Below are 22,894 nucleotides of genomic sequence, written 5' to 3' on the forward strand. Positions count from 1 at the left end.
CCGGTAGAGCAGGCTGAGGATCATGGTGTTGATCGCCACCGACTTGCCCGAGCCGGTGGTGCCGGCGACCAAGAGGTGCGGCATGCGCGCGAGGTCGGCGATGATTGGCTCGCCGCCGATATTCTTGCCGAGGCACAGGGCCAGCTTGTGCTTGCTCTCGGCGAAGTCGGCCGAGGCCAGAAGCTCGCGCAGGTAGACGGTCTCGCGGGTCTCGTTCGGCAATTCGATGCCGATGACGTTGCGGCCGGGCACGACCGCCACGCGGGCCGAGACCGCCGACATGGAGCGGGCGATGTCGTCCGACAGGCCGATCACGCGGCTGGACTTGGTGCCCGGCGCGGGCTCGAGCTCGTACAGGGTGACGACCGGGCCAGGCCGCACCGCCAGGATGTCGCCGCGCACGCCGAAATCCTGGACCGTCTGCTGCAGGTTGAGGGCGTTCTGCTCCAGCACGTCGGCATCGACCTCTGCGGCGCCGCCGGGCGCCGGCAGGGCGAGCAGTTCGAGGGCGGGGAGCGCGTAATCGGCGTTCTCGATCGGCGCGATCTCGAGATGCCGGCCGGCCGGGATCAGGTGCGCCCGGGGCGCGACCATGGGCAGCGCGGCCGGCGCGGCGGCGACCGGCTCGATCGCCTCGGGGATCGGCGCGGCTTCGACTTCGATCTCAGCCTCGCTCTCAACCTGGATCTGGGCCGGAGCCGGCTCGGGCTGGGGCGCCAGCTTGCCCCGAAGCAGGACCGGGCGTGGGGTCATCGGGATAACCACCCGCTCGGCTTCAATCCCCTCCAGATCGGATGCCATCGGTGCGGGCGCAGCCTCGGGTTGGACCAGGGCAGCCGCCGGCGCGCTCGGCTGGCCGGCCGCCCGGATCGCTGCGCGGGCCGCCATGGCGTTGAGCATCGGCGCGCGTCGCGGCGTCTCGGCGGCAGCCGGAAGTTCCGTTGCGGCGCTGCCCGGGCCGAAGACCAGCGACAGGCCGGCCGCCGCCGCGGCGGGCGGCAGGAACGCGCTGCGGATCGTCGCCTCCGCGGCATCGCTCCGCGCGGGTTCGGGCGCGGGCATCCGGCCATTGTCCTGCCCATCGGCGGGGCGCGGCGGCTGATCGAACCGCACGAGCCGGTCGAGGACGTAGACCGGGCGCGGCGGCATGGCGACGGCCTCGGAGGTGGTGACCGGTGCGGGAGCAGCCTCGGGCACCTGCGGCTCCAGCGCCGCCCAGGCCTCCACGGACGACCAGTCGCCGCCGCCGAACCAGGGCTGGACCTCCGACCAGTCCGGCAGGTCGGACCAATCCTGGGCGGAGGCCGCGATCGTCTCGGGCTGAGCCGCTTCGGCATCGGCCGCTCCGGCGCCAGCCCCCCGGGCGACGACCTCCTGGATAGCCGGCTCAAGAGCGATGGGAGCGGCGGCCACCGGAGCGATCATGGCCGTCGAGGCGGACAGCTCGACGGCGGGACGGACCGGGCGACGGTCCGGCGTGCGGAAGAAGCGGACGCCCGGCGGGGCGACGAAGGGCTGGCGCCACAGCGGCACGACCTCGGCTTCTGGGCCGGACGGGACGGCCACGGCCTGCCCGACCTGCGCTTCGACGGTCCGCGCCCGCTCAGCCTGATCCTGCTCCGCCTGCTCGCGGGCGGCCCGCTCGGTCTCCTGCGCGAGGGCTGCGGCCTGCGCCTCGGCGCGGGCGCGCTCCAGGGCGACGCGCTCGGCCTCCAGGGCGCGCTGGCGGCGCTCCTGCAGGACCGTGTCGGGGGTGCGGGTGTAGCGCACGGCCGAGGGCGTCATGGCCGGAAGCGGCGCGGCGACAGGGGTGCGCGTCGGCACAATGTCCGCAGCATGATCGGGGGCGATGGCGGCGGGCCGGCGCGGCTGGCGCACCAGCACGCCCGGCGTGGAGGCGCCGCGGTCGATCCGGCTCTCGAACACCGGGGCCTCCGGCGCATCGAGGCGCGCCCGGTCGTCGAAGACCTCGTCCGGCCAGACGTGCTCGGGCGGCGCGACGCGCGGGCGGGCGGGGCGCTCCTGCGCGTCGCGCCCGACCATGGCGGCCGGCGCGGTCAGCCAGCTCGGCTCCGCCCGGCGCCCGGGGGCGCCGTAGGCCGGCCGCGCGGGCAGCCCGGCCGGGGTGCCGGACAGGCGTCGGGTGAGGCTGGCGCGGAGCGCCATCAGCCGGTGCGCCAGGGCTCCCAGGGAGAGGCCCGAGCGGTCGCCGCCGCGCACCGGGCGGGCGGGGTCACGGTGGGAGTACGGAGGCCGTCCCGATGCGCGCATGGGTTCTCGAACGATACTCGAAACAGGGATCCGCCGGTGGGCGGCGGCTGTCCCTGAATTAGGCCATTCGTCGTTAATGGAGGCTTGCCGCGGGGCCATCTGGCGGCAACCTCGTGGGCCGCCCGCGTCACGCGCCGCTCGCGCTAGGCAGCGGACGAACCGCATCGCCGAAGGGCTCGATCAGGAGCTTGGCGGATCCGAGAAAATGTGGCGCATTCTCGTCGCGGACGGCCTCCCTGGAAAGGCCTTCAAACGCCTCGTCCGTTGGTACGCGATACCGTCTGGAGCCGTCCGCCCCCTCCGGCGTCACCCATCGAACGGCGAGCCTGCATCCCGGGCACCGGCAATGCGTCGCCGGAATGGGGTCGGATGCCCTATGATGCCGGCAGCCGCCCCGGATCCGGACAGGTGCCCGTGTCTCAACCCACCTCCGCCTCGCCGACGCGATTCCGCTCCCTCTACCGCCACGGCTTCGCCCGGGTCGCGGCCTGCACGGGCCGCAGCCATCCGGCGGAGCCCGAGCGCAACGCCGACGCGGTGCTCGCCCTCGCGCAGACCTGCCATGAATCAGGTGCAGCGCTCGCGGTTTTCACCGAACTCGGCCTCTCGGCCTACGCGATCGAGGACCTGCTGCTCCAGCAGACCCTGCTCGATGCGGTCGAGGCCGCCGCCGCCCGGGTGATCGCCGAATCGGCCTCCCTGCGGCCGTTGCTGCTGGTCGGCGCGCCGCTGCGCTGGCGCCACCGGGTCTATAACTGCGCGCTCGCCATCCAGGGCGGTCGCCTGCTGGGCGTGGTCCCAAAAACCTTCCTGCCGAACTACCGGGAGTTCTACGAGAAGCGCCATTTCGCGTCCGGCGCCGGAATCGCCGGGGAGACGATCCGGGTCGCGGGCTTCGAGGTGCCCTTCGGCACCGACCTGCTGTTTCCCGCCGAGGACCTGCCGGGCCTCGTGGTCGGCGTGGAGATCTGCGAGGACCTGTGGGTGCCGGACTCCCCCGGCATGCGCGCGGCGCTCGCGGGCGCCACGGTGCTGGCGAACCTCTCCGGCAGCCCGATCACGGTCGGCCGGGCCGAGTCGCGGGCGCTCCTGTCCCGGGCGGCAGCGATGCGCGGCGCCTGCGCGTATGTCTACGCCGCCGCCGGCCAGGGAGAATCGACCACCGACCTGTCCTGGGACGGCCAGACCAGCATCGACGAACTCGGCGTGCGCCTCGCCGAGGGCCGGCGCTTCCCCGAACACCCGGTGGCCACGATGGCCGATATCGACCTCGACCTGATCGCCCAGGAGCGCCTCCAGGCCGGCAGCTTCGACGACGACGCAAGGCGCCACGCCCTCGCCTATCGCCGGATCCCGTTCCGGCTCGACCCGCCGGAGGCGGATCTCGGCCTGATCCGCCGGATCGAGCGCTTCCCCTTCGTGCCGGCCGATCCGACGCGCCTCGCGCAGGATTGCTACGAGGCCTACAACATCCAGGTGGCCGGCCTCGCGCAGCGGCTGGAGGCCACCGGCACCCGCAAGGCCATCATCGGCGTCTCGGGCGGCCTCGATTCGACCCACGCGCTGATCGTGATCGCCAAGGCCTTCGACCGCCTCGGCTATCCGCGCTCGGACATCCTGGCCTACACGCTGCCGGGCTTCGCCACTTCGAACGCCACCAAGGCCAACGCCCACGCGCTCATGAAGGCGCTCGGCTGCACGGCCGCCGAGATCGATATCCGCCCGGCCGCTCGGCAGATGCTCACCGACATGAACCATCCCTTCGCGAAGGGCGCAGCGGTCTACGACGTGACCTTCGAGAACGTGCAGGCGGGCCTGCGCACCGATTACCTGTTTCGCCTCGCCAACCACGCGGGCGGTATCGTGGTGGGCACCGGCGACCTCTCGGAACTGGCGCTCGGTTGGTGCACCTACGGCGTCGGCGACCAGATGAGCCATTACGCGGTCAATGCCGGCGTACCCAAGACCCTGATCCAGCACCTGATCCGCTGGGCGATCGGCAACGGCGAGGTCGGTCCCGAGGAGGCGCGCACCCTGCAGGCGATCCTCGACACCGAGATCTCCCCCGAGCTGGTGCCGATGGACCAGGACGACACCCCGCAGAGCACGGAAGCCACGATCGGCCCCTACGCGCTGCAGGATTTCAACCTGTTCTTCACGCTGCGCTACGGGTTCCGGCCCTCGAAGATCGCCTTTCTGGCGCTGCACGCCTGGGGCGACAAGGAGCGCGGCTTCTGGGCGCCGGACTTCCCCGAGGCCAAGCGGGTCGCCTACGACCTCCCCGAGATCCGCCGCTGGCTCGGGGTGTTCCTGACCCGCTATTTCGGCTTCAGCCAGTTCAAGCGCTCGGCGCTCCCGAACGGTCCGAAGGTCTCGGCCGGCGGCTCTTTGTCGCCGCGGGGCGACTGGCGGGCGCCCTCGGACGGGTCGGCGCGGATCTGGCTCGATGAGCTGAACCGAAACGTCCCTGAAACGTGACCGTCACAAACTCGACGGATTGTGCCATTAAGAGCACGGTCAAGCTGATTCTTCGCAGTGCAGGATTCTGGACTGGGAACGATCGGCTTCGAGGGCGGCCAGGCGGAGGACTTCGGATGCGAAGCTACAACCTGTTCCAGCTCAAGGGCGAGGAAGGCCTCTGCTGCGCGGTGCCGGAGGCGAGTACCGTCCCGGCCTTCATCGGCGCCGGCCGGTGGACCTTCGGCGGCAAGCTCTGCGACGGCAGCCGACAGCCCCGCGACTTCGACGACCGGGCCGCCGATACGGCCGTTCGCTTCAACGGCTTCTACCTGTTCCAGACCATGGACCGGCGCTTCATGGCGTGAGGAGGCTGCTGGTTCGCGGATTGCCGTTGCAAGAAAGAGGACGCGCCGTGCCGCGGATCCCCCTCTCCCCGCAGGCGGGGCGAGGGAGAGGAGCGGGACCGGTGGCTGCCATCCATCCCGGCCGCTGGCGAGAAACTGTCTCAACGCCGATCTCTACCGGTATCCGCCCGCGAATTAGGCCCGGAGTCCGATATCCCGACGAAGATTCCTTAAGAGCTGCCGTGCAGGATGCGTCGAATCGTCAGCCTTCCGGAGCCGCCCGCATGTCGGAGCACCGCCGAGAGACGCGCCAGAGGGTCTTCCTCAAGGGCCGCATCGTCTTCAACAACGGATCGTCCAGCTTCGACTGCCTCGTGCGCGACATGTCCTCGTCCGGCGCGCGCCTGGTCATGAGCGACACCGCGACGCTGCCCGAGGCGTTCGACCTGTACATCCCGCAGAAGGACCGCACCTACCGGGCCACCCTGCGCTGGCGGCGGGAGGACGGGATCGGCGTGACCTTCGAGGACCCCGCCCGGGCCCCGCCTCCGGCGGCGCCCGATCCGGCCGCCAGCGAGGCCTCCGTGACCATGCTGCTGCGGCGCGTGAGCGAGCTGGAGACCGAGAACGCCGCCCTGCGCCGGCTGCTCGCCAGCATGGCCCAGGGCGATTCGGCGAGCGCGGCCTGATCTAGCCCTGCGCCTCGAGTGCCGCGCGGATCCGCGCCGCGTGCTCGGCCAGGACCGCGTTGTCGGCCATGCCGCCCTCGTGACGCTTCAGCGGCACGCCCTCGCGCCGCGGGATGACGTGGACGTGCAGGTGGAACACGGTCTGGCCGCCGGCCGGCTCGTTGAACTGGAACAGGGTCAGCCCGTCGGCCTGGAACGCCGCCTTCACGGCCCGGGCGACCCGTTGGACGCTCGCCATCAGGGCGCCAAGCGATTCGGGCTCGGCGTCGAGCAGGCCGCGGGCCGGCGCCTTCGGGATCACCAGGGTGTGGCCCTCGCCCTGGGGCATCACGTCCATGAAGGCCAGCGTCTGCGCGTCCTCGTAGACGCGGTGGCAGGGGATCTCGCCGCGCAGGATCTTGGCGAAGATGTTGTCGGGGTCGTACTGAGCGTCGGCCATGATGGCTCCGGGACACGGGGTATCGGCGCAGGTTGCACGGGCCGGACAGCCGCGTCCACACGGGAACCGGCCGCGCGCCGGAACGCTTGCACCGCCGCGGTGGAAGTGGCGCGGCGCCCGCGATCGGGCAGGCATCGCGCACCCGTGGGGACCGGGTTCGAGGGATTGACCGGATGGCGCATGAGAGCACGGGGGCGATCTACGCGGCGGCGGGCGCCAATCTCGCCATCGCGGCGGCGAAGTTCGTCGGCGGGGCGCTGACCGGCTCGACCGCGATGCTCGCCGAGGGCGTGCATTCGCTGGTCGACACGGCCAACCAAGTTCTGCTGCTCGTCGGCATGAAGCGGTCCGAGCGGCCGGCCGACGAGCGCCACCCGTTCGGCTACGGCCGCGAGATCTACTTCTACGCCTTCGTGGTCGCGCTGATGATCTTCCTCGGCGGCGGCGTCTTCGCGGTCTACGAGGGGATCGAGCGGGTCCGCCACCCCGAGCCGGACGTGGACGCCACGTTGTTCGGCTACCGGCTGCCCGGGATCTGGGTGAACGTCGCGATCTTAGGATTCGCCATCGCGGCCGAGGGCACCTCGTTCTTCGTGGCGATGCGCCAGTTCTGGGCCGAGAAGGGCAAGCACTCGGCCGTGCGGGCGATCCGGCGCAGCAAGGACCCGACCCTGTTCACGGTGCTGGCCGAGGACGCGGCCGCGCTGATCGGCCTCCTGATCGCGCTGGCGGGCATCGGGCTCGGCCACTTCCTGGAGATGCCGAGCCTCGACGGCTGGGCCTCGGTGGGGATCGGCCTCGTGCTGATCGGGATGGCCGGCTTCCTGATGGTCGAGACCCACGGCCTGCTGATCGGCGAGGCCGCGGATCCCGAGGTCGTCGCGGCGATCCTTGAGCTGGCCCGGGCCGAGGCGGGGGTGCTTCATGTCAACGAGGTGCTGACCCAGCACCTCGGCCCCTCCGACATCCTGGTCAATCTCAGCATCGACATGGCCGACGATGTGAGCGCGGGCGATGTCGAGGGCCTCGTGACCCGCCTCGACCGGGCGCTGAAGCAGCGCAATCCGGACGTGACCCGGGTGTTCATCGAGATTCAGCAGCAGGGGGATCACGGGGTGCGGCGCGCGGCGTGAGCGGTGGCGGCTCAGTCGCTCCGTCCGACCTGCTTCAGGCTCAGCGCCCAGACCCGCTCCTGCACGGCCTCGTCACGGCTCTCCGCCGAGGAGGTCTTGGGCGTTGAATGGGAGAAGTAGCGGCCGGTGACGCCGTCGAGCTCCGGGGCGCTCGCCACGTGGAGGGAGGTTTGCGCGCCCTTCTCGGGCGTGGTGAGGAACGGCCGCATCAGCGCCCACGCGGTGCCGAACAGGCCGGCGGTGTTCCGGGCAAAGCCCGTGTTGATCACCCCGGGATGCAAGGCGTTCACGGTGATGCCGTCGCCCCGCAGCCGCCGGGCGAGCGCGTAGGTGAACAGCACGTTGCCGAGCTTGGCCTGCGCGTAGGCCCGCATGGCCCCATAGCGCCGGGCGCCCTCGATGTCGTCGAAATCGATGTGCCCCCGGTAATGGGCCGCGGAGGCGACGTTCACGATCCGCGGCTTGCCGCCGGCCGCCGCCGAGGCCTTGAGCGTGTCGAGGAGGTCCAGCGTCAGTAGCACGTAGCCCAGGTGGTCCAGCGCCCAGGTGCGCTCGATCCCGTCGACAGTGAGCGTCCGGTGGTCGAAGATCGCACCGGCATTGTTCACCAGTACGTCGAGTCGTGGATAGGCCGCGCTCAGCGTTCCGGCGAGCCGCCGGATCTCGGCCTGGGCCGAGAGATCGGCGACGTGCGGATCGATCGTTGCGCCCGGCACCGCGGCGCGGATGCGCGCGGCGCTGGCCCGGGTCTTTCCGGGATCGCGCCCCACGAGGCCGACCCGCGCGCCCAGGCGCGCCAGTCCGAGCGCCGTCTCGTAGCCGATGCCGTTGGTCGCCCCAGTGACGAGACAGACCTTCCCGCGCATCGCGCCGCCCTCAGAACACCGCCTGGCCGACCGCGAAGGCGATGACCACGATCACGATGGCGACCAGCAGGAACAGGCCGAACAGGATCCGGGCGAGCGAACCCGCCCCCGAGGCGATGCCGGTGAAGCCGAGGCCGCCGGCGATCAGCGAGATCACGAAGCAGATGAGGGCCCATTTCAGGAGGGTCATGGCGTCACTCCGCGGGGCCCGACGACGGGGCCGAGTTTCGTTGCCTCAACCGACGCCAAGCGAGACCGTTCCGCCGAATCCGCCCCGAGCCGCTTATTTTCTCAAGACCGGTCAGGCGGTCTTGCTCACCGGCTGCGCCGGCACGTCGGCGCGCTCCAGCATGATCTCGGCCAGCGTGTGGTAGAGCCCGCCCCGGCAGACCGCCTTCGAGGCAGCGTCGGAGACGAGGGCGGCCACCATCAGCGGGATCATCATCGCGTGGTTCTGGGTCATCTCGGTGACGATGACGAAGCTGGTGATCGGCGCCTGGAGCACGCCGGTGAGGTAGGCGACCATGCCGATCAGCACGAGGGCGCCCACCGGCATGTCGGGCAGGAAGCCGTGGACCGTGCCGCCGAGGCCGGCCCCGACCGCGAGCGACGGCGCGAACAGGCCGCCGGGGATGCCGCTGATCGAGCTGAGCACCGTGGCGGCGAACTTCAGCGGCGCGTAGGACCAGCCGGCCGCCGCATCGCCGTGGAGGATATTCCGGGCCTCCTCGTAGCCGGTGCCGTAGGCCGTTCCGCCGGAGGCGAGGCCGCACAGGGCGACGCACAAGCCGCAGGCGGCCGCGAACAGGATCGGCCGGGCCCGGATCAGGCGGCCGGTCCGTCCCGGCAGCCCCCAGGCGAACAGGATCACGATCCGGCTGAACAGGCCGCCCGCCAGCCCCCCGGCGGCGGCGATCAGAAGCACGACCCAACTCGCCGCGAAGGGCAGCTCGGCCTGGGTGGTGCCGAAATAGGTGTAATTGCCCAGGAGCCACAGGGAGGTCAGGCCGGCCGCCACGATCCCGGCGACGATCAGCCCGGAGGAGCGCGCCTCGTAGGCCCGGCCCAGTTCCTCGATGCCGAACACGATGCCGGCGAGCGGGGTGTTGAAGGCCGCCGCGACGCCGGCGGCGCCGCCCGCCAGCAGCAGGCCCGGCAGGCGGTCCGGCGTCAGCCGGCCGAAGGCCGCCATGATGGCGGCGCCGACCTGCACGGTCGGTCCCTCGCGGCCCGCGGAGGCGCCGCAGAGCAGGCCCAAGAACAGCACCATCACCTTGCCGAAGGCCACCCGCGGGGAGATCAGCGAGAACCGGAAGCGCGCATCCCGGGCGTGCCGGGCGGCGATCACCTGCGGGATGCCGGACCCTTGCGAGTTCGGGAACACCGTCCGGGCCAGAAGCGCGGCCAGCGCGAAACCCGCGGGCGTCAGCACCAGGGCGATCAGCGGCGAGGGCGCGATGATCCGCCGGAACCCGTCCTGGGCGAGGTCCGCCCCCTTGGCCATCAGCACGGCGGCGAGGCCGACGCAGATGCCCCCGGCGAGGAACAGCATCCGCCCGCGCCAGAGCGGGTAGGCCTCCAGCGAGGCCGAGCGCAGGCGCATGATCGAGCGGCGGTAGCGGGAGCGCCGCGGGCGGGGGGAGCCGGTCGTTGCCCGCACGTCGTCCCGTGTGTCCACCATGATCGAGCATGTACCCGCGCTGTCGGTAAGGAGGCTATACCGCAACCGCGGGGAAATGGCCCAGGTCATGGCCCGAAGTCCACGATGTACAGGTTGCGGGCTCCACGTACCGCCCGGCGACAGCCCTCACCCCTCGGCCTCACACAGCCGCTCCACCGCCTTCACATACGCCTTGGCGTCGAACTTCTTCAGCGAGTTCTCGCTCTGGTAGCGGACGGTCCCGAAAACCTTCCGCTTCTGCCAGGGGCGATCGTGCAGGCCGTAGACCCAGGCGACGTTGGTGAAGGAATTCGCGTCGCGCCCATCGAGGAAGTAGCGGTTGTTGAGCCGGAGCGTGCGGGCGAACCCCTCCTCGGGCGAAGGGGACCATTCCAGAATCTTCTTGCCCCAGTACATCCGCAGCTGGTTGTGCATGTAGCCGGTCTCGCGCATCTCCTGCATCGCAGCGTTCCAGTAGCGGTCGTGGGTCTCGCCGGCCGCCAGTTGCTTCTCCGAGTAGGCGTGCGGGCGTTTATCCTCCGCGTGCTCCGCGAGCGTCTTGCGCGCCCAGTCCGGAACGGCCGACTCGTAGGAATCGTAGCCCTCCGTGTAGAACACGTGGTTCATCGCGAGTTCGCGCCGGACGACCAGTTCCTCCAGGTAGGCGCCGCGGTCGTCGTCGTCGCCCGCCTTGGCCGCGCGCACCGCCAGGGCGATCTCCACGGGCGAGATCTGGCCGAAATGCAGGTAGGGGCTCATGTGCGAGGCCGCCGCCGCCTCCGGCATGTTGCGGTCCGCGCCGTAGCCCGCGAATCCGTCCTTCAGGAAGGCCTGCAGGCGCTTGCGGGCTTCGGTCTCGCCGCCGGTAAAGCGCTTCACCGGCCCCACCACCCGGTCGAGGGTCATCCCGGCGAGCACCGCCCCGGGATCCGAGACGTCGATGGCGCTTTTCAGCTTGAGCTTGCCGGCCGCATGCTTCGGCTTGCGCGGCCTCAGATCGGCGATGAACGGATCCCAGAGCTTGTTCAGTTTCGGACGCAGGGTTCGGGCGGCGTATTCGTGCTTCTTCGAGGCCGTCTCGACCGGCACCACCACGTCGCCCTCGACCTGGACGATCCGTGTCTTCACCGCCTGTGTGATCTCCGCGTACCAGCCCTTCTGGATCGCGAGGTAGCCCCGATCGAGGACGAGGAGCGCGGCGTCCTTGGCGAGATCGATGGCGACCTTGGAGGGCGAGGCCTTGCGCATCACGAAGCCGATCCCCCGCTTCTCCAGGCCGGCCTTCGCATCCGCGAGACCCTGCAGAAGGAAGGCGTAGTGCCGGGCATTGGCCTCGGGGAAGCCGCTGGCGCCGTCGAGCAGGCCGAAACAGGCGACCACCGGCAGATCCAGGCGGTTCGCCTCCTCGATGGCGAGTTCCAGCGCGGGGTTGAACTTCGCCCGGTTGGCCTGCTGCAGGAGATAGAGCACGTAAGCCCCGTCCTCGCGCGGCTCGACATCGTTGAGAACCCGAATACGCTCGCCCTGGATCGCCATGCTCACCCTGATCCCTGCTTCGCACCGCGCGGTAGAGACTTGGCCGGAGAGCTAGCGCAGCGTTCAGCTTCGTCTCTGCGTGGCGCAGACATGCCCGCGTGCAATCGAGCGGCATGGCCGGTGCCGGGATCGACAGCCCAAACCCGCGCTTTGTCAGCGACTTAACGACCGATCGATCCGGGCTAGAGCCGGGAATTCTGAAGTCGACGGGACTTCGCGAGCCTGCGGCATTTTCAACACAGAGTCGCGCGGATGCGTGTGCAGACGCACAAAAGGACAGCCCTGCTGTCCTGATGACCTTGAAAATTTCAACCGAGCGCGCAGATTGTGCAGCGCGGGACGGCGATGGCGTCGCGGTCTCGCAGCCCTTCTTGGGCGTTTCCTCCCTAGACTTCGGGCCGCTCCCTCGTGGAGTGGCCTTTTTTCTGTCCGGATGGTCCCGGGGCTGCTGTCACCGGACCACCTTCGGCCCCCTGGATCACGACGGGTCCTGCCGCCATGCTGGCGCGGAGCGCCGGAACAGGCGCGGGAGGACACGCCGTGAGAATCGCGAACCGGATTTCTGCCGCACTGCCGGCCCTCGTCGGCCTGCTCGCCCTCGTCACCCCCGCACCGGCCGCGGAGCCGCCGCGCTTCCAGGTCGATCCCGCTTGGCCGAAGCCGCTGCCGAACGACTGGATCCTGGGACAGGCCGCGGGGGTCGCGGTGGACGCGCAGGATCATGTCTGGGTCATCCAGCGGCCCCGCACCCTCACCGACGACGAGAAGGCCGCGAGCCTCGATCCACCCCGGACCAAATGCTGCAAGCCGGCCCCGCCGGTGCTGGAGTTCGACCAGGCCGGGACCCTGCTGCGGAGCTGGGGCGGCCCCGGCCCCGGCTACGACTGGCCGACCAACGAGCACGGCATCCAGATCGATGGCCAGGGCTTCGTCTGGATCGCCGGCAACGGCGACACGGACGGGCAGCTCCTGAAATTCACGCCCGAGGGCAAGTTCGTGCTGCAGATCGGCAAGTCCGGCCCGCAGACCGACAGCCGCGACACCAGCCGGCTCGGCAAGCCCGCCAACGTCGATTTCGACATGGCGGCCAACGAGGTCTACGTGGCGGACGGCTACTACAACCACCGCATCATCGTGTTCGATCGCGACACCGGCGCGTTCAAGCGGATGTGGGGCGCCTACGGCAAGCCGCCGACCGACGACAAGCTCGGCCCCTACGATCCGGCGGCCGCCCCGGCCCGGCAATTCGCCAACCCGGTCCACTGCGTGCGGATCGCCAAGGACGGGCTGGTCTATGTCTGCGACCGGACCAACGACCGGGTCCAGGTGTTCAGGAAGGACGGGAGCTTCGTCACGGAATTCTTCGTCGCGAAGAACACCCGGGCCAACGGCTCGGTCTGGGAGCTGGCCCTGTGGCCGGACGCGGACCAGACCTACCTGCTGAACGCGGATGGGGCCAACAACGAGGTCCGCACCCTGGAGCGCGCGACCGGCGCTGTGGTGGGCGCCTTCGGCCGGAACGGGCGCATGGCGGGCCAGTTCCACTGGATCCACAACCTCGCGGTCGATTCGCACGGGGATGTCTTCACCACCGAGGTCGATACCGGCAAGCGGGCGCAGAAATTCGTGCCGGTGGGGGATGTCGGCTTGCCCAAACGCGCGCCGTAGGACGGCTGGGGGCCGGAGAGGCTGAGCGCCGGACGTTCCATTGACCGTCGAGGCCGGCCGCCGACAACCCCGGCACACGACGGGTAGGTGAGCCTGACCGGAGGCGCCCCGTTCCCGACGACAGGCTCTGGTGGCCCCGTCGGGACACCGCGGAAACCCTCGCTTCCGCACGCCGTTGCCCTAGATCGGCCCTCTGGTCGGTCGACGCAGCCGAGACGTCCGGACGGCGACCGGCGTGCTCCGATTCCTCCCGGCGGCGCGCCGCTGTCGGGACGCCGTACAGAAGACCCTCGGCTTGCCCTCTGATGGGCAGCCCGGACCCCGGACAGGGAGAAGGAACGACATGATTCTGGTGAGCGTGATGTATCCGGCCGGCCCGAGATTCGACATGGGCTACTACCTCGGCCACCATATGCCGCTGGTGCGGGAGCGCTGGTCGGCGCTGGGCCTGCACGACGCCAAGGTGGTCAAGGGTGCCGGGACGCCGGATGGCGGCAGCGCGCCGTTTCAGGTCATGGCGCTGCTGACCTTCGAGTCGGCGGACGCGTTCCAGAAGGCCGTGGCCGCCCACGGCAACGAAATCTTCGCCGACATCCCGAACTTCACCCCGGCCCAGGCTCAGGTCCAGATCAACGATTTCGCGGAGAGCCCGTGATCGACATCGTCAAGGCGGTGCAGGGGGCCGATCCCAGCCTCGGCACCTACGTCATCATCCTGCGGGGCGACTCGCGGGCCCTGGACGGGCCGGAGCACCTGACCCCTGAGGCGCAGGCGTGGCTGTCGGCTCATGCGCCCGGCGGCCGACTCGCGCGGGTGAAGATCCTCCTCGCACCCTATCCGGGTGCGGAGCCGGCCGAGCGGGACGTGCCCGTCATGGCCTTCGCGGAGGCGCGGGAACTCGCTGCCTTCGCGACGACCTGGACCGGTGATCCGCTGCCGGACGCGGAGTGACGCGGCCGCGCCTCCAAGGTGCTCCGCGCGGAACGGCCGTCCAACCCATATCCTCAGCCTGAGGTGCCGGAGCGACGCGCAGGTCTCGATGGAGCCCTCCCGATACGATCGCGATCTCTGGAGTTCTCCTTCGAGGCCCGCTGCGCAGTCACCTCCAGATAAGGGAATGGGGTGGATGCCCATTCGTTCGACCGTGAAAGAAGGCTTAAGAGAGTTGTTTCACGTGAAACATTTATAAACCCACGCGTATGGACAGACCCCGCGCGCCGTCTCACCGCCGCACGGGAACCGGCCCGTTCACGCCCGGCCAGTCGGAATAGCCGTTGGCTCCGCCGCCGTACCAATAGGCCTTGGGCGCTTCGGCAATGGGCGCGCCCGTGGCGAACCGCTCCACGAGATCGGGATTGGCGAGGTACGGCCGGCCGAAGCTGAACAGATCGGCCCGTCCCTCGGCCAGCTCCTTCGCGGCGAGGTCGAGGGTCAGCCCGTTGTTGCCGATATAGGCGCCCTTGAACCGGCGGCGCAGGGCCGCGAGGTCGACGCCTTCCGGCGCGTCGCGGCCCTGCTGCGTCACGCCCTCGATCGCGTGGACGTAGAGAAGTCCGAACCGGTTGAGCGCGTCGAGATAGGCGCCATAAGTGGCGTTCGGATCGGAATCGAGCGGCGTCTCGCCGGGCTGCGTCGTGGCAGGCGAGATCCGGATGCCGACCCGGCCGCCGCCGCCCCAGATTTCGGTCACGGCCTGGACCACCTCCAGCGGGAAGCGCAACCGGTTCTCGATCGAGCCGCCGTAGCGGTCGGTCCGCCGGTTGGTCGAATCGCGGACGAACTGCTCCAGCAGGTAGTTGTTGGCCGAGTGGATCTCGACACCGTCGAACCCGGCGCGCTTGGCGTTCTCCGCGGCGCGCCGGTAATCGGCTACGATGCCGGGGATCTCGTCGGTCTCCAGGGCGCGGGGCGTCACGTGGGGTTTCATGCCCTCGCGGGTGAAGGCGGTTCCCTCCGGCTTGACCGCCGAGGCCGAGACGGGGAGCCCGCCGCCCGGCTGGAGGTCGGGATGCGAGATCCGGCCCGTGTGCCAGAGTTGGAGGAAGATCAACCCGTCATTGGCGTGGACAATCCTGATGATCCGGGACCAGCTCGCCACCTGCGCGTCGGACCAGATCCCCGGCGTGTAGGCGTAGCCGACCGCCTGGGGCGAGATGTTGGTCGCCTCGCTGATGATCAGGCCGGCACTCGCCCGCTGGCCGTAATAATCGGCGGCGAAGTCCGGCGGCACGCCGTCATTGTCGGAACGGCTGCGGGTGAGCGGCGCCATCACGATGCGGTTCTTGAGGCTCAGTCCACCGATCGTGACGGGCTGAAGGATCGGGTTGTTCGACATCGGGGCTCGCAGGCGTCGTCGGGACATGGGCGGCATGCGGGCCGCGCGCTCAAGGCTCGCGACGCTGCATCCCGGCGAAGTGCCGGAGCGCCCCGCCGAGCCGATAACCCGTGACGGCCGGTTTCGGGTTCCGCCGAGGATCGCATCTCCGATAGGCCCCAGGGCGACGCCGGCGGATCGGAACTTGGCCGTACCGGACCGGACTTACCCGGGAAGACGGCTGCGCTCGGCCCTCACCCCGCGAACATCTGGAGACCCTCGCCATGAAGGCACTGTGCTGGCACGGCCGCAACGACATCCGCTGCGATACGGTCCCCGATCCGAAGATCGAGGATTCCCGCGACGTGATCATCAAGGTCACGAGCTGCGCGATCTGCGGCTCGGACCTCCACCTGATGGATGGGCTGATGCCCACCATGGAGAGCGGCGACGTGCTCGGCCACGAGTTCATGGGCGAGGTCGTCGAGGTCGGTCAGGGCTTCACCAAGTTCAAGAAGGGCGACCGGATCGTCGTGCCGTTCAACATCAACTGCGGCTCGTGCCGGCAGTGCAAGCTCGGCAACTACTCGGTCTGCGAGCGCTCGAACCGCAATGCCGAGATGGCGGCGGCACAGTTCGGCTACACGACCGCCGGGCTGTTCGGCTACTCGCACCTCACCGGCGGCTACGCGGGCGGACAGGCCGAGTACGTGCGCGTGCCCATGGCCGACGTCGCGCCCATGAAGGTGCCGGACGGCATGGACGACGAGTCGGTCCTGTTCCTCACCGACATCCTGCCCACCGGCTGGCAGGGCGCCGAGCATTGCGAGATCCAGGGCGGCGAGACGATCGCGATCTGGGGTGCGGGGCCGGTCGGCCTGTTCGCCATCCAGTCGGCCAAGATCATGGGGGCCGAGCGCATCATCGCCATCGAGACGGTGCCCGAGCGCATCGCGCTCGCCAGGAAGGCGGGGGCGACCGACGTCATCGACTTCATGAACGAGGACGTCTTCGAGCGGATCAATGAGATCACCAGGGGCCAGGGCGCCGACGGCGTGATCGACTGCGTCGGCATGGAGGCGAGCGCCGGCCATGGCGGCCTCACCGGCATCCTCTCCACGGTGCAGGAGAAGCTCACCGCCACGGAGCGGCCCTACGCGCTCGCCGAGGCGATCAAGGCGGTGCGCCCCTGCGGGATCGTCTCGGTGCCCGGCGTCTACGGCGGCCCGATCCCGGTCAACATGGGCTCGATCGTCCAGAAGGGCCTGACCCTGAAGAGCGGCCAGACCCACGTGAAGCGCTACCTCGAGCCGCTGACCAAGCTGATCCAGGAGGGCAAGATCGACACCACCAGCCTGATCACCCACCGCTCGCACGACCTCACGGACGGGCCGGACCTCTACAAGGCCTTCCGAGACAAGACGGATGGCTGCGTGAAGGTGGTGTTCCATCTCTGAGGCGATGCGGGACTGTTTCAGATCGTGAGTCGACGTGGTCTCCGGGCGGTCATCGACGGCCCGGACGTCCACGGTCGTACTGCCTTCGGCAATCCCGCCTCGACAACCCGATCCACGCGCGTGAGTCGCACGGCGCCGCGAATCATACGGATGGACGCGCCTCGGCCTGGAGCGCTCGCCGTCGAAATGGACACCGGCTCGGCGCAGGCGTGCGCGTTGAAACGAAGGCTGGGCCGCGCGCGATCGCGACACCACGGAACACGACAGGGACCTGCGGTCAGCGTCATCGGGCGATCCTGCCCGACCTCTCATTTGAGGTGCCCGCGTCAGCGGCCTCGAAGGAGAACTACAGGGATTGCGGTAGCCGCTGGAGGGCTTCTTCGGGGCCGGCACTCCGATCCGGCGCCTCAGGATGAGTGGGTGGGACAGCCCTTCCGCGGCATCCCGGTCTTGTATCGTGCACCCTGTGCAGCGCGCTCGGGCATGGCTCTGAGTCGCATCGGCTCGGACCAAATCTGGACGACCGGAAGCCCCTTGTGCGCGGCTGGGCTGCGACGACGCTAGGCGCGCCGCGCATATCTGGTGTTCGTTCGCGCCTTACGTGCGGCGATACCTATTCCATACGACCCATGATTTCAGTGCCTTCCAGAATAATTTTAGAATCGATAAAATCAAGACGTGCCGACAGCGGTCCTTCCGTGCCAATGATTCACTAAAGTATGCTTTATTCGCCTCATAGATTGACGATTTTTCTCTTGCACACCCAATCTGTACAGTCAACAAATAAGACTTCCTATCCAGCTAAGGCAGTGTATGGCGCATCGTGTTCGAACTCTCGGATAGCATCAACGAGAGCGCCATCGCCGCGAAATAGGAAGATCCCAATGAACCTGTTCTTCAATCGCGACATTACTTCTAAGCTCAATGCTTTGAATCGTTCTCAAGCTGTCATCGAGTTCGATCTCGACGGAACGATTTTAACGGCGAACAGAAATTTCTGTGATGCCCTCGGATACCGGCTCGACGAGATTCGCGGCAAGCCGCATGCCGACTTGGTCGACCCCGCCTATCGCGACACCGCGGCCTACCGGGCATTCTGGTCCGCGCTCCGAAGCGGCACGTTCCAGGCAGGCGAATTCAAGCGCATCGGCAAAGGGGGCCGCGAGATCTGGCTCCAGGCGACCTACAACCCGATCCTCGGCCGCGGCGGCAAGCCGGTCAGGGTCGTCAAATTCGCCAGCGACGTCACCGCGCAGGTGCTGCGCACGATCGAGTACGAAGGACAGATCAAGGCGATCAACCGGTCGCAGGCCGTGATCGAGTTCGGGGGCGACGGCGAGATCCTGACCGCGAACGAGAACTTCCTCACCCTGATGGGCTACTGCCTGGACGAGGTCGTGGGCCGGCACCACAGCCTGTTCATCGATGCGGCGGCCCGCGACGGGGCCGAGTACCGGACTTTCTGGAGCCGGCTGGCATCCGGCCAGTACGAGATGGCCGAGTTCCGGCGCGTCGCCAAGGACGGCCACACGGTCCACATCCTGGGGTCGTACAACCCGGTCTTCGACCGCGACGGGCACCTCATGAAGATCGTCAAGTTCGCCACCGATGTCACCGCCCAGGCGCGGGACCGCGAGAGCCGGGCCGAGCTTCAGCGCGTCATGGCCCGCGACCTGAACGCGATTGCCGACGCCTCGTCGCACGTCTCGCAGCAGGCCGCAGAGGCGGCGGGATCCTCGACGCAGGTCTCGGGCGACATCCAGGCGGTGGCCTCCGGGGCCGAGCAGCTTGCCGCCTCGGTCGCCGAGATCAGCGCGCAGGTGGTGCAGGCCTCGGACATCTCCGGGCGGGCGGTCGATCAGGCGAAGACGACGCAGACCATCATCGGCGGGCTCAGCGAGGCGGCCGCGCAGATCGGCGAGGTCGTAGCGCTGATCCAGAGCATCGCGGCGCAGACGAACCTGCTGGCGCTTAACGCAACGATCGAGGCGGCCCGGGCCGGCGATGCGGGCCGGGGCTTCGCGGTGGTCGCCGCCGAGGTGAAGGAACTCGCCAACCAGACGGCCCGGGCGACCGAGCAGATCGGGACCCAGATCTCCGGGACCCAGGAGGCCACCCGCGAGGCCGTCGGGGCGATCGGCGCGATCCAGGCCACGATCGTGCGGCTGAACGAGGTTGCGAGCGCGATCTCCACGGCGGTCGAGGAGCAATCCGCGGTGACGCGCGAGATGTCGGCGAACATGCAGGGGGCCGCGAAGGGCGTCGGCCTGATCACCAGCGGCCTCGGCGAGATCGCCCAATCCGCAGGCGAAGCCGATCGGGCCACCCAGAAGCTGCGCGCCGCCGCCCAGGGCCTCGCGTAACCGGTCACACAACCGTCGGTGTTGACGGCCCCGCATCCCGCACCGAGAAGGCGCGGGGTCCCGGATGCGGGACCGGGACCGGCGGGACGGGCCATGTGCAACCTCTACAGCCTGCGCGGCGGCCCGGCGGACCTGCGCCGTGCCTTCGGGATCGCGGACGACCGCACCGGTAATCTGCCGCCGCTCCCGGCGATCTTCCCCGATCGGATGGCCCCGGTGGCGCGCAACGGCCCGGACGGCCGGGAACTCGCGATGCTGCGCTGGGGCCTGCCCGGCCCGAAGGCGTTCGGCGAGCAGCCCGTCACCAACGTGCGCAACGTCGCGAGCCCGCATTGGCGGCCCTGGCTCGGGCCGGCCCATCGCTGCCTCGTGCCGGCCACGGCCTTCAGCGAATACGCCGACACGAAGCCGCGCAAGACACCGGTCTGGTTCGCCCTGGCGGAGGACCGGCCGCTCTTCGCCTTCGCGGGGATCTGGCGGCCCTGGACCGGCGTGCGAGGGACGAAGCGCGAGAACCCCGACCGCGCCGAGGCCGAGCACACGCTGTTCGCCTTCCTGACCACGGAGGCCAACGGAATCGTCGGGCCGGTCCACCCCAAGGCGATGCCGGTCCTGCTCACGGATCCGGAGGAATGGGCCACCTGGCTCGAAGCCCCGACCGCGGAGGCTCTGCGCCTGCAGCGCCCGCTGCCGGATTCGGAGATGCGGGAGGTGGCCCGCGGCCCGCGCTCGGACGGGCCCGACCCGGAGACGACCTGACGAGGGGTCGCCCGGCGCTTCTACTGAACCGGGCCGCCGTCGCGCCCCTGCAGCAGGCGGATGACCTCGGCCAGAACCGCGTGCAGATCCGTCGCGCCCTGTGCGCTGAGCGGCAGGCCGACTCGCTGGCCGTGGATCGTGTCGAGCACCACCATGGCGAGATCCTCGCCGATCAGCAGGCTGGGCTGCGGCAGGCAGAGCGGCAGGACGAAATCGCCCTCCGCCTCGCCGAGCACGTCCATGGAATCCGAGGGACGGAATGGAGGCTTCGCATCGGTCATCAGGGTTCTCCCCGCTGATCTCGTTCCGGAAGGCGCAGCGCCCGGACCGTCAACGTGTCGATCTCCAGCGACCCGACCTCCAGCGCCCCCACGCGGGCGCGGCCGACCGAGAGGCGGCCGATCGCGAAGGCCCCGATCGCCACCGCCCCGAAGGCAGCGACTCCGAGCGCGAGCGCGCCCAGCGCCGAGGCGCCCATCGCCCCGGCTCCGACGGCGCCCGTTCCGAGCACAGCGGTATCCGCGGCGGGCGGCGCGACCGCGTGCCCGCGCCGCGCCTGCGGCATCCTCAAGCTGCTCATGCGGGACCCTCTCGCGGCCGGTCGGGACACCCGTATAGCCGACGTTAACCGGGTTTTCACGCGACCCGGCCGAAGCTGAGGCCCTTCGACCGCGCATCCGCTTGACCCCAGAGGACGCCGCCCGTGTCGCACCTGCTCGAGCCCGTCGCGATCTTCGCCTGCGGCTGCCTGCTGATCCACGCGGGCCGCGCCTATGCCCGTGCCACCACGGTGCTGCTCTCGGCCACCACCCTGATGCTGGGCGTGACGCTGGGTACCGTGCTCTGCCAGCGGATCGGTCAGTAGAGCCGCGTCCGGTAGGCCTCGGCGATCGAGGCCTCGGCCTCCGCGACGGTCGCGGTCGCGGTCTGCTCCGCGAGGATGCGCCCGAGGCTCGGGAAGGTGTCGCGCGGAACGTGGCGTGCCGGATCCCACAGGTGCGAGCGGATCATCGCCTTGCCGCAGTGGAAGAACGCCTCCCGCACCCGCACCACGAGCCCTGCGGCCGGGATCCTGCCTTCGGCCGCCAGGGGTTCGAGCAGGGCGGGATCCCGCGTCATCGCGGCCGTGCCGTTCACCCGCAGGGTCTCGTTGATCCCCGGCACCAGGAAGATCAGCCCGAGCCCGGGCGCCTCCAGCAGGTTGACGAACGTGTCGATCCGGTTGTTGCCGCGCCGGTCCGGGATCACCAGGGTGCGCGCGTCGGGCACCGCCACGAAGCCGGGGGCGTCGCCGCGGGGGCTGGCATCGACCTGGCCGGCCGCATCCGCGCTCGCCACCACCACGAACGGCGACAGGGCGATGAACCGCCGGGCGTAATCATCCAGGTGATCCAGCACCTTGTGGGCGGCGAGCGGCCCGACCGGCCCGAACTGCGTGCGCAGCGCCGCTTCGTCGTGGACCGCGGGGGGCGTGGGCGTTCCGGCATCCATGGGCACCTCGTCACACGTCTGAATCACCCGGCTGGCGCGGGCGCGTCAAGGCGATCAGGGCCAGACCCGGATCGCCACTGGACGGCGCAGCAGATCCCGGTCGGAGGTGATGGTGCAGCCCTCGGTCTGCAGGCGGGCGTAGGTCAGGAGCGCCGTGTCGCCGACATCGTCGAAATTGCGCCCCTTCGCGTCCGGATCGAGCAGCGACGGGTAGGCGATCAGCGGTCCGTTCGCCGTGCAGGGATCGTCGTAGAGGGTCGCGCCCGCGACGAGGAGGCGCGGCTGGTCCCAGGTGATCAGGTCGCGGGAGCTGGTCCAGTAGAAGCCGGAATGCGGGAAGCCGTCGCCGGCCTTGGCCATGAACACCGCGATCCAGCCGCTGGAGCCGCGGTGGCGGACCACGGCGCCGACCGGCCCCGGGAACGGCCCGACCGTCTGACAGGTCGCGGGCTTCGGGGCGGGCGCCCGATAGGGGTCCGGGAAGGCGGCGGTGAATCCGGTGCCGGTCCAGCCCCGCCAGCGGGTCGGGTCGGCGGGATCGTCGCTGCGGAACAGGCAGACGCCGGCCTCCTGATCGCTGCCGGGGCGTGTCCAGCCGGTGGTCGAGGCGAGGAAGTACCGCCAGCGCCCATCGGCCACGATGTTCGACGGATTGAAGAAGCCCCGGTGGTGGCCCTGGTCGACCTCCTGCCGGAACGGGGCGCCGGCCACCACCACGGGCGGGCTTTTCCGGGTGAAGCTGCGACCGCCGTCTGCCGAAGCGGCGGCCGTGATCGTGTTGTACCAGCAGGCCATGTATTCGCCCGCTGGGCAGCGGCCGGGATGCTCGTTGGCCTGATACTCGTGGTGCAGGAGCGCGGCCACGCGGGTGCCGTCCTCGGTCCAGGTGGCGGTGATCCAGGAGCGGTCGTCGTAGGCCGCCGGATCGGACTTTTCGCCCGAGTCGAGCACGACCGTGCAGTCGAGCTTGAGGTGGCCGAGATCCGGGCCGCGCAGCGCCCGGTTGCGGTAATGCATCCCGTAGAGGGCCACGGCGCCCGACGCGTCGCGGAAGGCCCGGGCCGGGGCATCGGGCACGTCGGCCCCGTCGCAGGCGTCGCGGCCGGCCTTGAAGACGATCGACGGCGGGCCGACCAGGGTCAGGGCCGAGAGGGGGGGATCGGACGCGGCGAGAGCCGGGTGGGGGATGAGGGTCAGGATCAGCAATGCCGCACATGCGACGCGCGACGCCCTCCCTCCCCCCTCTGTGGGGGAGGGTGGCCCCTGCGTGAGCAGGGGTCGGGAGAGGGGCGCGACGGTGCAGAAAAAGGCAGTGGCCTCCATGAAGGTCCCGGCCTTTTCGGAAGCCGGGCTCCCCTCTCCCGACCCGCTTCGCGGGCCACCCTCCCCCGCAGAGGGGGGAGGGAGATCCCGCGGAGCCGTTCTTCCAAATCCGACGGAGGAT

General features: G+C 69.9%; 22 protein-coding genes. 11 read left to right on the forward strand and 11 right to left on the reverse strand.

The features are described from left to right. A partial coding sequence (locus MKK75_RS14895; RefSeq protein ID WP_279593892.1) for a DNA translocase FtsK occupies nucleotides 1-2,271 on the reverse strand: 2,271 nt, incomplete at its 3' end. A gap of 414 nt (nucleotides 2,272-2,685) precedes the next feature. Between MKK75_RS14895 and MKK75_RS14900 the strand changes: the two genes are divergently transcribed. The 3 genes from MKK75_RS14900 (at nucleotide 2,686) to MKK75_RS14910 (ending at nucleotide 5,764) form a co-directional block, all read left to right on the forward strand. Then, nucleotides 2,686-4,749, forward strand: a complete 2,064-nt coding sequence (locus MKK75_RS14900; RefSeq protein ID WP_244043332.1) for an NAD(+) synthase — start codon at nucleotides 2,686-2,688, stop codon at nucleotides 4,747-4,749. Nucleotides 4,750-4,865: 116 nt separating this feature from the next. Next, entirely contained in the window at nucleotides 4,866-5,096 is a 231-nt protein-coding gene (locus tag MKK75_RS14905; RefSeq protein ID WP_244043333.1) for a hypothetical protein, read from the forward strand. A gap of 263 nt (nucleotides 5,097-5,359) precedes the next feature. Continuing rightward, the gene (locus MKK75_RS14910) at nucleotides 5,360-5,764 is read left to right on the forward strand and encodes a PilZ domain-containing protein (protein ID WP_244043334.1); all 405 of its coding nucleotides are present in this window, start codon (nucleotides 5,360-5,362) and stop codon (nucleotides 5,762-5,764) included. A gap of 1 nt (nucleotide 5,765) precedes the next feature. Here MKK75_RS14910 and MKK75_RS14915 read toward each other — a convergent pair whose 3' ends face one another. Beyond that, nucleotides 5,766-6,203, reverse strand: coding sequence for an HIT family protein (locus MKK75_RS14915; protein WP_244043335.1), 438 nt, complete (start codon nucleotides 6,201-6,203; stop codon nucleotides 5,766-5,768). A gap of 173 nt (nucleotides 6,204-6,376) precedes the next feature. Here MKK75_RS14915 and MKK75_RS14920 point away from each other — a divergent pair, with 173 nt between their 5' ends. Next, the gene (locus MKK75_RS14920; RefSeq protein ID WP_244043336.1) at nucleotides 6,377-7,336 is read left to right on the forward strand and encodes a cation diffusion facilitator family transporter; all 960 of its coding nucleotides are present in this window, start codon (nucleotides 6,377-6,379) and stop codon (nucleotides 7,334-7,336) included. A gap of 11 nt (nucleotides 7,337-7,347) precedes the next feature. On the opposite strand, the gene MKK75_RS14925 is transcribed toward MKK75_RS14920, so the two are convergent. From MKK75_RS14925 to MKK75_RS14940, 4 genes are all read right to left on the reverse strand, one after another. Then, nucleotides 7,348-8,202, reverse strand: coding sequence for an SDR family oxidoreductase (locus MKK75_RS14925; protein ID WP_244043337.1), 855 nt, complete (start codon nucleotides 8,200-8,202; stop codon nucleotides 7,348-7,350). 10 nt (nucleotides 8,203-8,212) lie between these two features. Beyond that, nucleotides 8,213-8,392, reverse strand: a complete 180-nt coding sequence (locus MKK75_RS14930; protein ID WP_007566531.1) for a DUF1328 domain-containing protein — start codon at nucleotides 8,390-8,392, stop codon at nucleotides 8,213-8,215. A 111-nt stretch (nucleotides 8,393-8,503) separates the two neighbouring features. Continuing rightward, entirely contained in the window at nucleotides 8,504-9,883 is a 1,380-nt protein-coding gene (locus tag MKK75_RS14935) for a chloride channel protein (RefSeq protein WP_244043338.1), read from the reverse strand. A 126-nt stretch (nucleotides 9,884-10,009) separates the two neighbouring features. Continuing rightward, nucleotides 10,010-11,398 carry a deoxyribodipyrimidine photo-lyase gene (locus MKK75_RS14940; protein WP_244043339.1) on the reverse strand — a complete coding sequence of 463 codons (1,389 nt, stop codon included), beginning with the start codon at nucleotides 11,396-11,398 and terminating at the stop codon, nucleotides 10,010-10,012. A 498-nt stretch (nucleotides 11,399-11,896) separates the two neighbouring features. Between MKK75_RS14940 and MKK75_RS14945 the strand changes: the two genes are divergently transcribed. The 3 genes from MKK75_RS14945 to MKK75_RS14955 all read left to right on the forward strand — a co-directional run bounded on the left by MKK75_RS14945 (nucleotide 11,897) and on the right by MKK75_RS14955 (nucleotide 14,017). Further along, the gene (locus tag MKK75_RS14945; protein ID WP_409567571.1) at nucleotides 11,897-13,066 is read left to right on the forward strand and encodes a hypothetical protein; all 1,170 of its coding nucleotides are present in this window, start codon (nucleotides 11,897-11,899) and stop codon (nucleotides 13,064-13,066) included. A gap of 343 nt (nucleotides 13,067-13,409) precedes the next feature. Beyond that, nucleotides 13,410-13,721: an EthD family reductase gene (locus MKK75_RS14950; RefSeq protein WP_244043340.1), complete on the forward strand. Its 312-nt coding sequence runs from the start codon at nucleotides 13,410-13,412 to the stop codon at nucleotides 13,719-13,721. After that, nucleotides 13,718-14,017, forward strand: a complete 300-nt coding sequence (locus tag MKK75_RS14955; protein WP_244043341.1) for a hypothetical protein — start codon at nucleotides 13,718-13,720, stop codon at nucleotides 14,015-14,017. Before MKK75_RS14950 ends, MKK75_RS14955 begins: the two co-directional genes overlap by 4 nt. Nucleotides 14,018-14,288: 271 nt before the next feature. Here the strand turns inward: MKK75_RS14955 and MKK75_RS14960 are convergent, their stop codons facing one another. After that, a complete protein-coding gene (locus MKK75_RS14960) occupies nucleotides 14,289-15,401 on the reverse strand; it encodes an alkene reductase (protein ID WP_244043342.1) in 1,113 nt (370 codons plus the stop codon). Between the two features lie 263 nt (nucleotides 15,402-15,664). Between MKK75_RS14960 and MKK75_RS14965 the strand changes: the two genes are divergently transcribed. The 3 genes from MKK75_RS14965 (at nucleotide 15,665) to MKK75_RS14975 (ending at nucleotide 19,959) form a co-directional block, all read left to right on the forward strand. Beyond that, nucleotides 15,665-16,837: a zinc-dependent alcohol dehydrogenase gene (locus tag MKK75_RS14965; protein WP_244043343.1), complete on the forward strand. Its 1,173-nt coding sequence runs from the start codon at nucleotides 15,665-15,667 to the stop codon at nucleotides 16,835-16,837. Between the two features lie 884 nt (nucleotides 16,838-17,721). Further along, the gene (locus MKK75_RS14970; protein WP_244043344.1) at nucleotides 17,722-19,200 is read left to right on the forward strand and encodes a PAS domain S-box protein; all 1,479 of its coding nucleotides are present in this window, start codon (nucleotides 17,722-17,724) and stop codon (nucleotides 19,198-19,200) included. A 93-nt stretch (nucleotides 19,201-19,293) separates the two neighbouring features. After that, nucleotides 19,294-19,959, forward strand: coding sequence for an SOS response-associated peptidase (locus MKK75_RS14975; protein WP_244043345.1), 666 nt, complete (start codon nucleotides 19,294-19,296; stop codon nucleotides 19,957-19,959). Between the two features lie 20 nt (nucleotides 19,960-19,979). On the opposite strand, the gene MKK75_RS14980 is transcribed toward MKK75_RS14975, so the two are convergent. Both MKK75_RS14980 and MKK75_RS14985 read right to left on the reverse strand, forming a co-directional pair. Then, nucleotides 19,980-20,240 carry a hypothetical protein gene (locus MKK75_RS14980; RefSeq protein WP_244043346.1) on the reverse strand — a complete coding sequence of 87 codons (261 nt, stop codon included), beginning with the start codon at nucleotides 20,238-20,240 and terminating at the stop codon, nucleotides 19,980-19,982. After that, nucleotides 20,240-20,539, reverse strand: coding sequence for a hypothetical protein (locus MKK75_RS14985; RefSeq protein WP_244043347.1), 300 nt, complete (start codon nucleotides 20,537-20,539; stop codon nucleotides 20,240-20,242). The genes MKK75_RS14980 and MKK75_RS14985 overlap by 1 nt, the downstream gene beginning before the upstream one ends. Before the next feature lie 123 nt (nucleotides 20,540-20,662). On the opposite strand from MKK75_RS14985, the gene MKK75_RS14990 reads away from it, so the two are divergent. Next, nucleotides 20,663-20,824, forward strand: coding sequence for a hypothetical protein (locus tag MKK75_RS14990; RefSeq protein WP_244043348.1), 162 nt, complete (start codon nucleotides 20,663-20,665; stop codon nucleotides 20,822-20,824). Here MKK75_RS14990 and MKK75_RS14995 read toward each other — a convergent pair. Together MKK75_RS14995 and MKK75_RS15000 are read right to left on the reverse strand one after the other, a co-directional pair. After that, on the reverse strand, nucleotides 20,818-21,450 hold the full coding sequence (locus MKK75_RS14995) for an MSMEG_1061 family FMN-dependent PPOX-type flavoprotein (protein ID WP_244043349.1): 633 nt from the start codon (nucleotides 21,448-21,450) through the stop codon (nucleotides 20,818-20,820). The genes MKK75_RS14990 and MKK75_RS14995 overlap by 7 nt on opposite strands. Before the next feature lie 54 nt (nucleotides 21,451-21,504). Beyond that, the gene (locus tag MKK75_RS15000; RefSeq protein ID WP_244043350.1) at nucleotides 21,505-22,656 is read right to left on the reverse strand and encodes a hypothetical protein; all 1,152 of its coding nucleotides are present in this window, start codon (nucleotides 22,654-22,656) and stop codon (nucleotides 21,505-21,507) included. Nucleotides 22,657-22,894 lie beyond the last annotated feature (238 nt).

The organism is Methylobacterium sp. J-030 (genome assembly GCF_022829545.1).
Taxonomy (GTDB): domain Bacteria; phylum Pseudomonadota; class Alphaproteobacteria; order Rhizobiales; family Beijerinckiaceae; genus Methylobacterium.

What these genes read in the sequence shown, in the direction of transcription:
- MKK75_RS14905 (WP_244043333.1), top strand. Translation starts at nt 4,866, where the DNA reads ATGCGAAGCTACAACCTGTTCCAGCTCAAGGGCGAGGAAGGCCTCTGC.
- MKK75_RS14910 (WP_244043334.1), top strand. Translation starts at nt 5,360, where the DNA reads ATGTCGGAGCACCGCCGAGAGACGCGCCAGAGGGTCTTCCTCAAGGGC.
- MKK75_RS14915 (WP_244043335.1), bottom strand. Translation starts at nt 6,203, where the DNA reads ATGGCCGACGCTCAGTACGACCCCGACAACATCTTCGCCAAGATCCTG.
- MKK75_RS14920 (WP_244043336.1), top strand. Translation starts at nt 6,377, where the DNA reads ATGGCGCATGAGAGCACGGGGGCGATCTACGCGGCGGCGGGCGCCAAT.
- MKK75_RS14925 (WP_244043337.1), bottom strand. Translation starts at nt 8,202, where the DNA reads ATGCGCGGGAAGGTCTGTCTCGTCACTGGGGCGACCAACGGCATCGGC.
- MKK75_RS14930 (WP_007566531.1), bottom strand. Translation starts at nt 8,392, where the DNA reads ATGACCCTCCTGAAATGGGCCCTCATCTGCTTCGTGATCTCGCTGATC.
- MKK75_RS14935 (WP_244043338.1), bottom strand. Translation starts at nt 9,883, where the DNA reads ATGGTGGACACACGGGACGACGTGCGGGCAACGACCGGCTCCCCCCGC.
- MKK75_RS14940 (WP_244043339.1), bottom strand. Translation starts at nt 11,398, where the DNA reads ATGGCGATCCAGGGCGAGCGTATTCGGGTTCTCAACGATGTCGAGCCG.
- MKK75_RS14945 (WP_409567571.1), top strand. Translation starts at nt 11,897, where the DNA reads ATGCTGGCGCGGAGCGCCGGAACAGGCGCGGGAGGACACGCCGTGAGA.
- MKK75_RS14950 (WP_244043340.1), top strand. Translation starts at nt 13,410, where the DNA reads ATGATTCTGGTGAGCGTGATGTATCCGGCCGGCCCGAGATTCGACATG.
- MKK75_RS14960 (WP_244043342.1), bottom strand. Translation starts at nt 15,401, where the DNA reads ATGTCGAACAACCCGATCCTTCAGCCCGTCACGATCGGTGGACTGAGC.
- MKK75_RS14965 (WP_244043343.1), top strand. Translation starts at nt 15,665, where the DNA reads ATGAAGGCACTGTGCTGGCACGGCCGCAACGACATCCGCTGCGATACG.
- MKK75_RS14970 (WP_244043344.1), top strand. Translation starts at nt 17,722, where the DNA reads ATGAACCTGTTCTTCAATCGCGACATTACTTCTAAGCTCAATGCTTTG.
- MKK75_RS14975 (WP_244043345.1), top strand. Translation starts at nt 19,294, where the DNA reads ATGTGCAACCTCTACAGCCTGCGCGGCGGCCCGGCGGACCTGCGCCGT.
- MKK75_RS14980 (WP_244043346.1), bottom strand. Translation starts at nt 20,240, where the DNA reads ATGACCGATGCGAAGCCTCCATTCCGTCCCTCGGATTCCATGGACGTG.
- MKK75_RS14985 (WP_244043347.1), bottom strand. Translation starts at nt 20,539, where the DNA reads ATGAGCAGCTTGAGGATGCCGCAGGCGCGGCGCGGGCACGCGGTCGCG.
- MKK75_RS14995 (WP_244043349.1), bottom strand. Translation starts at nt 21,450, where the DNA reads ATGGATGCCGGAACGCCCACGCCCCCCGCGGTCCACGACGAAGCGGCG.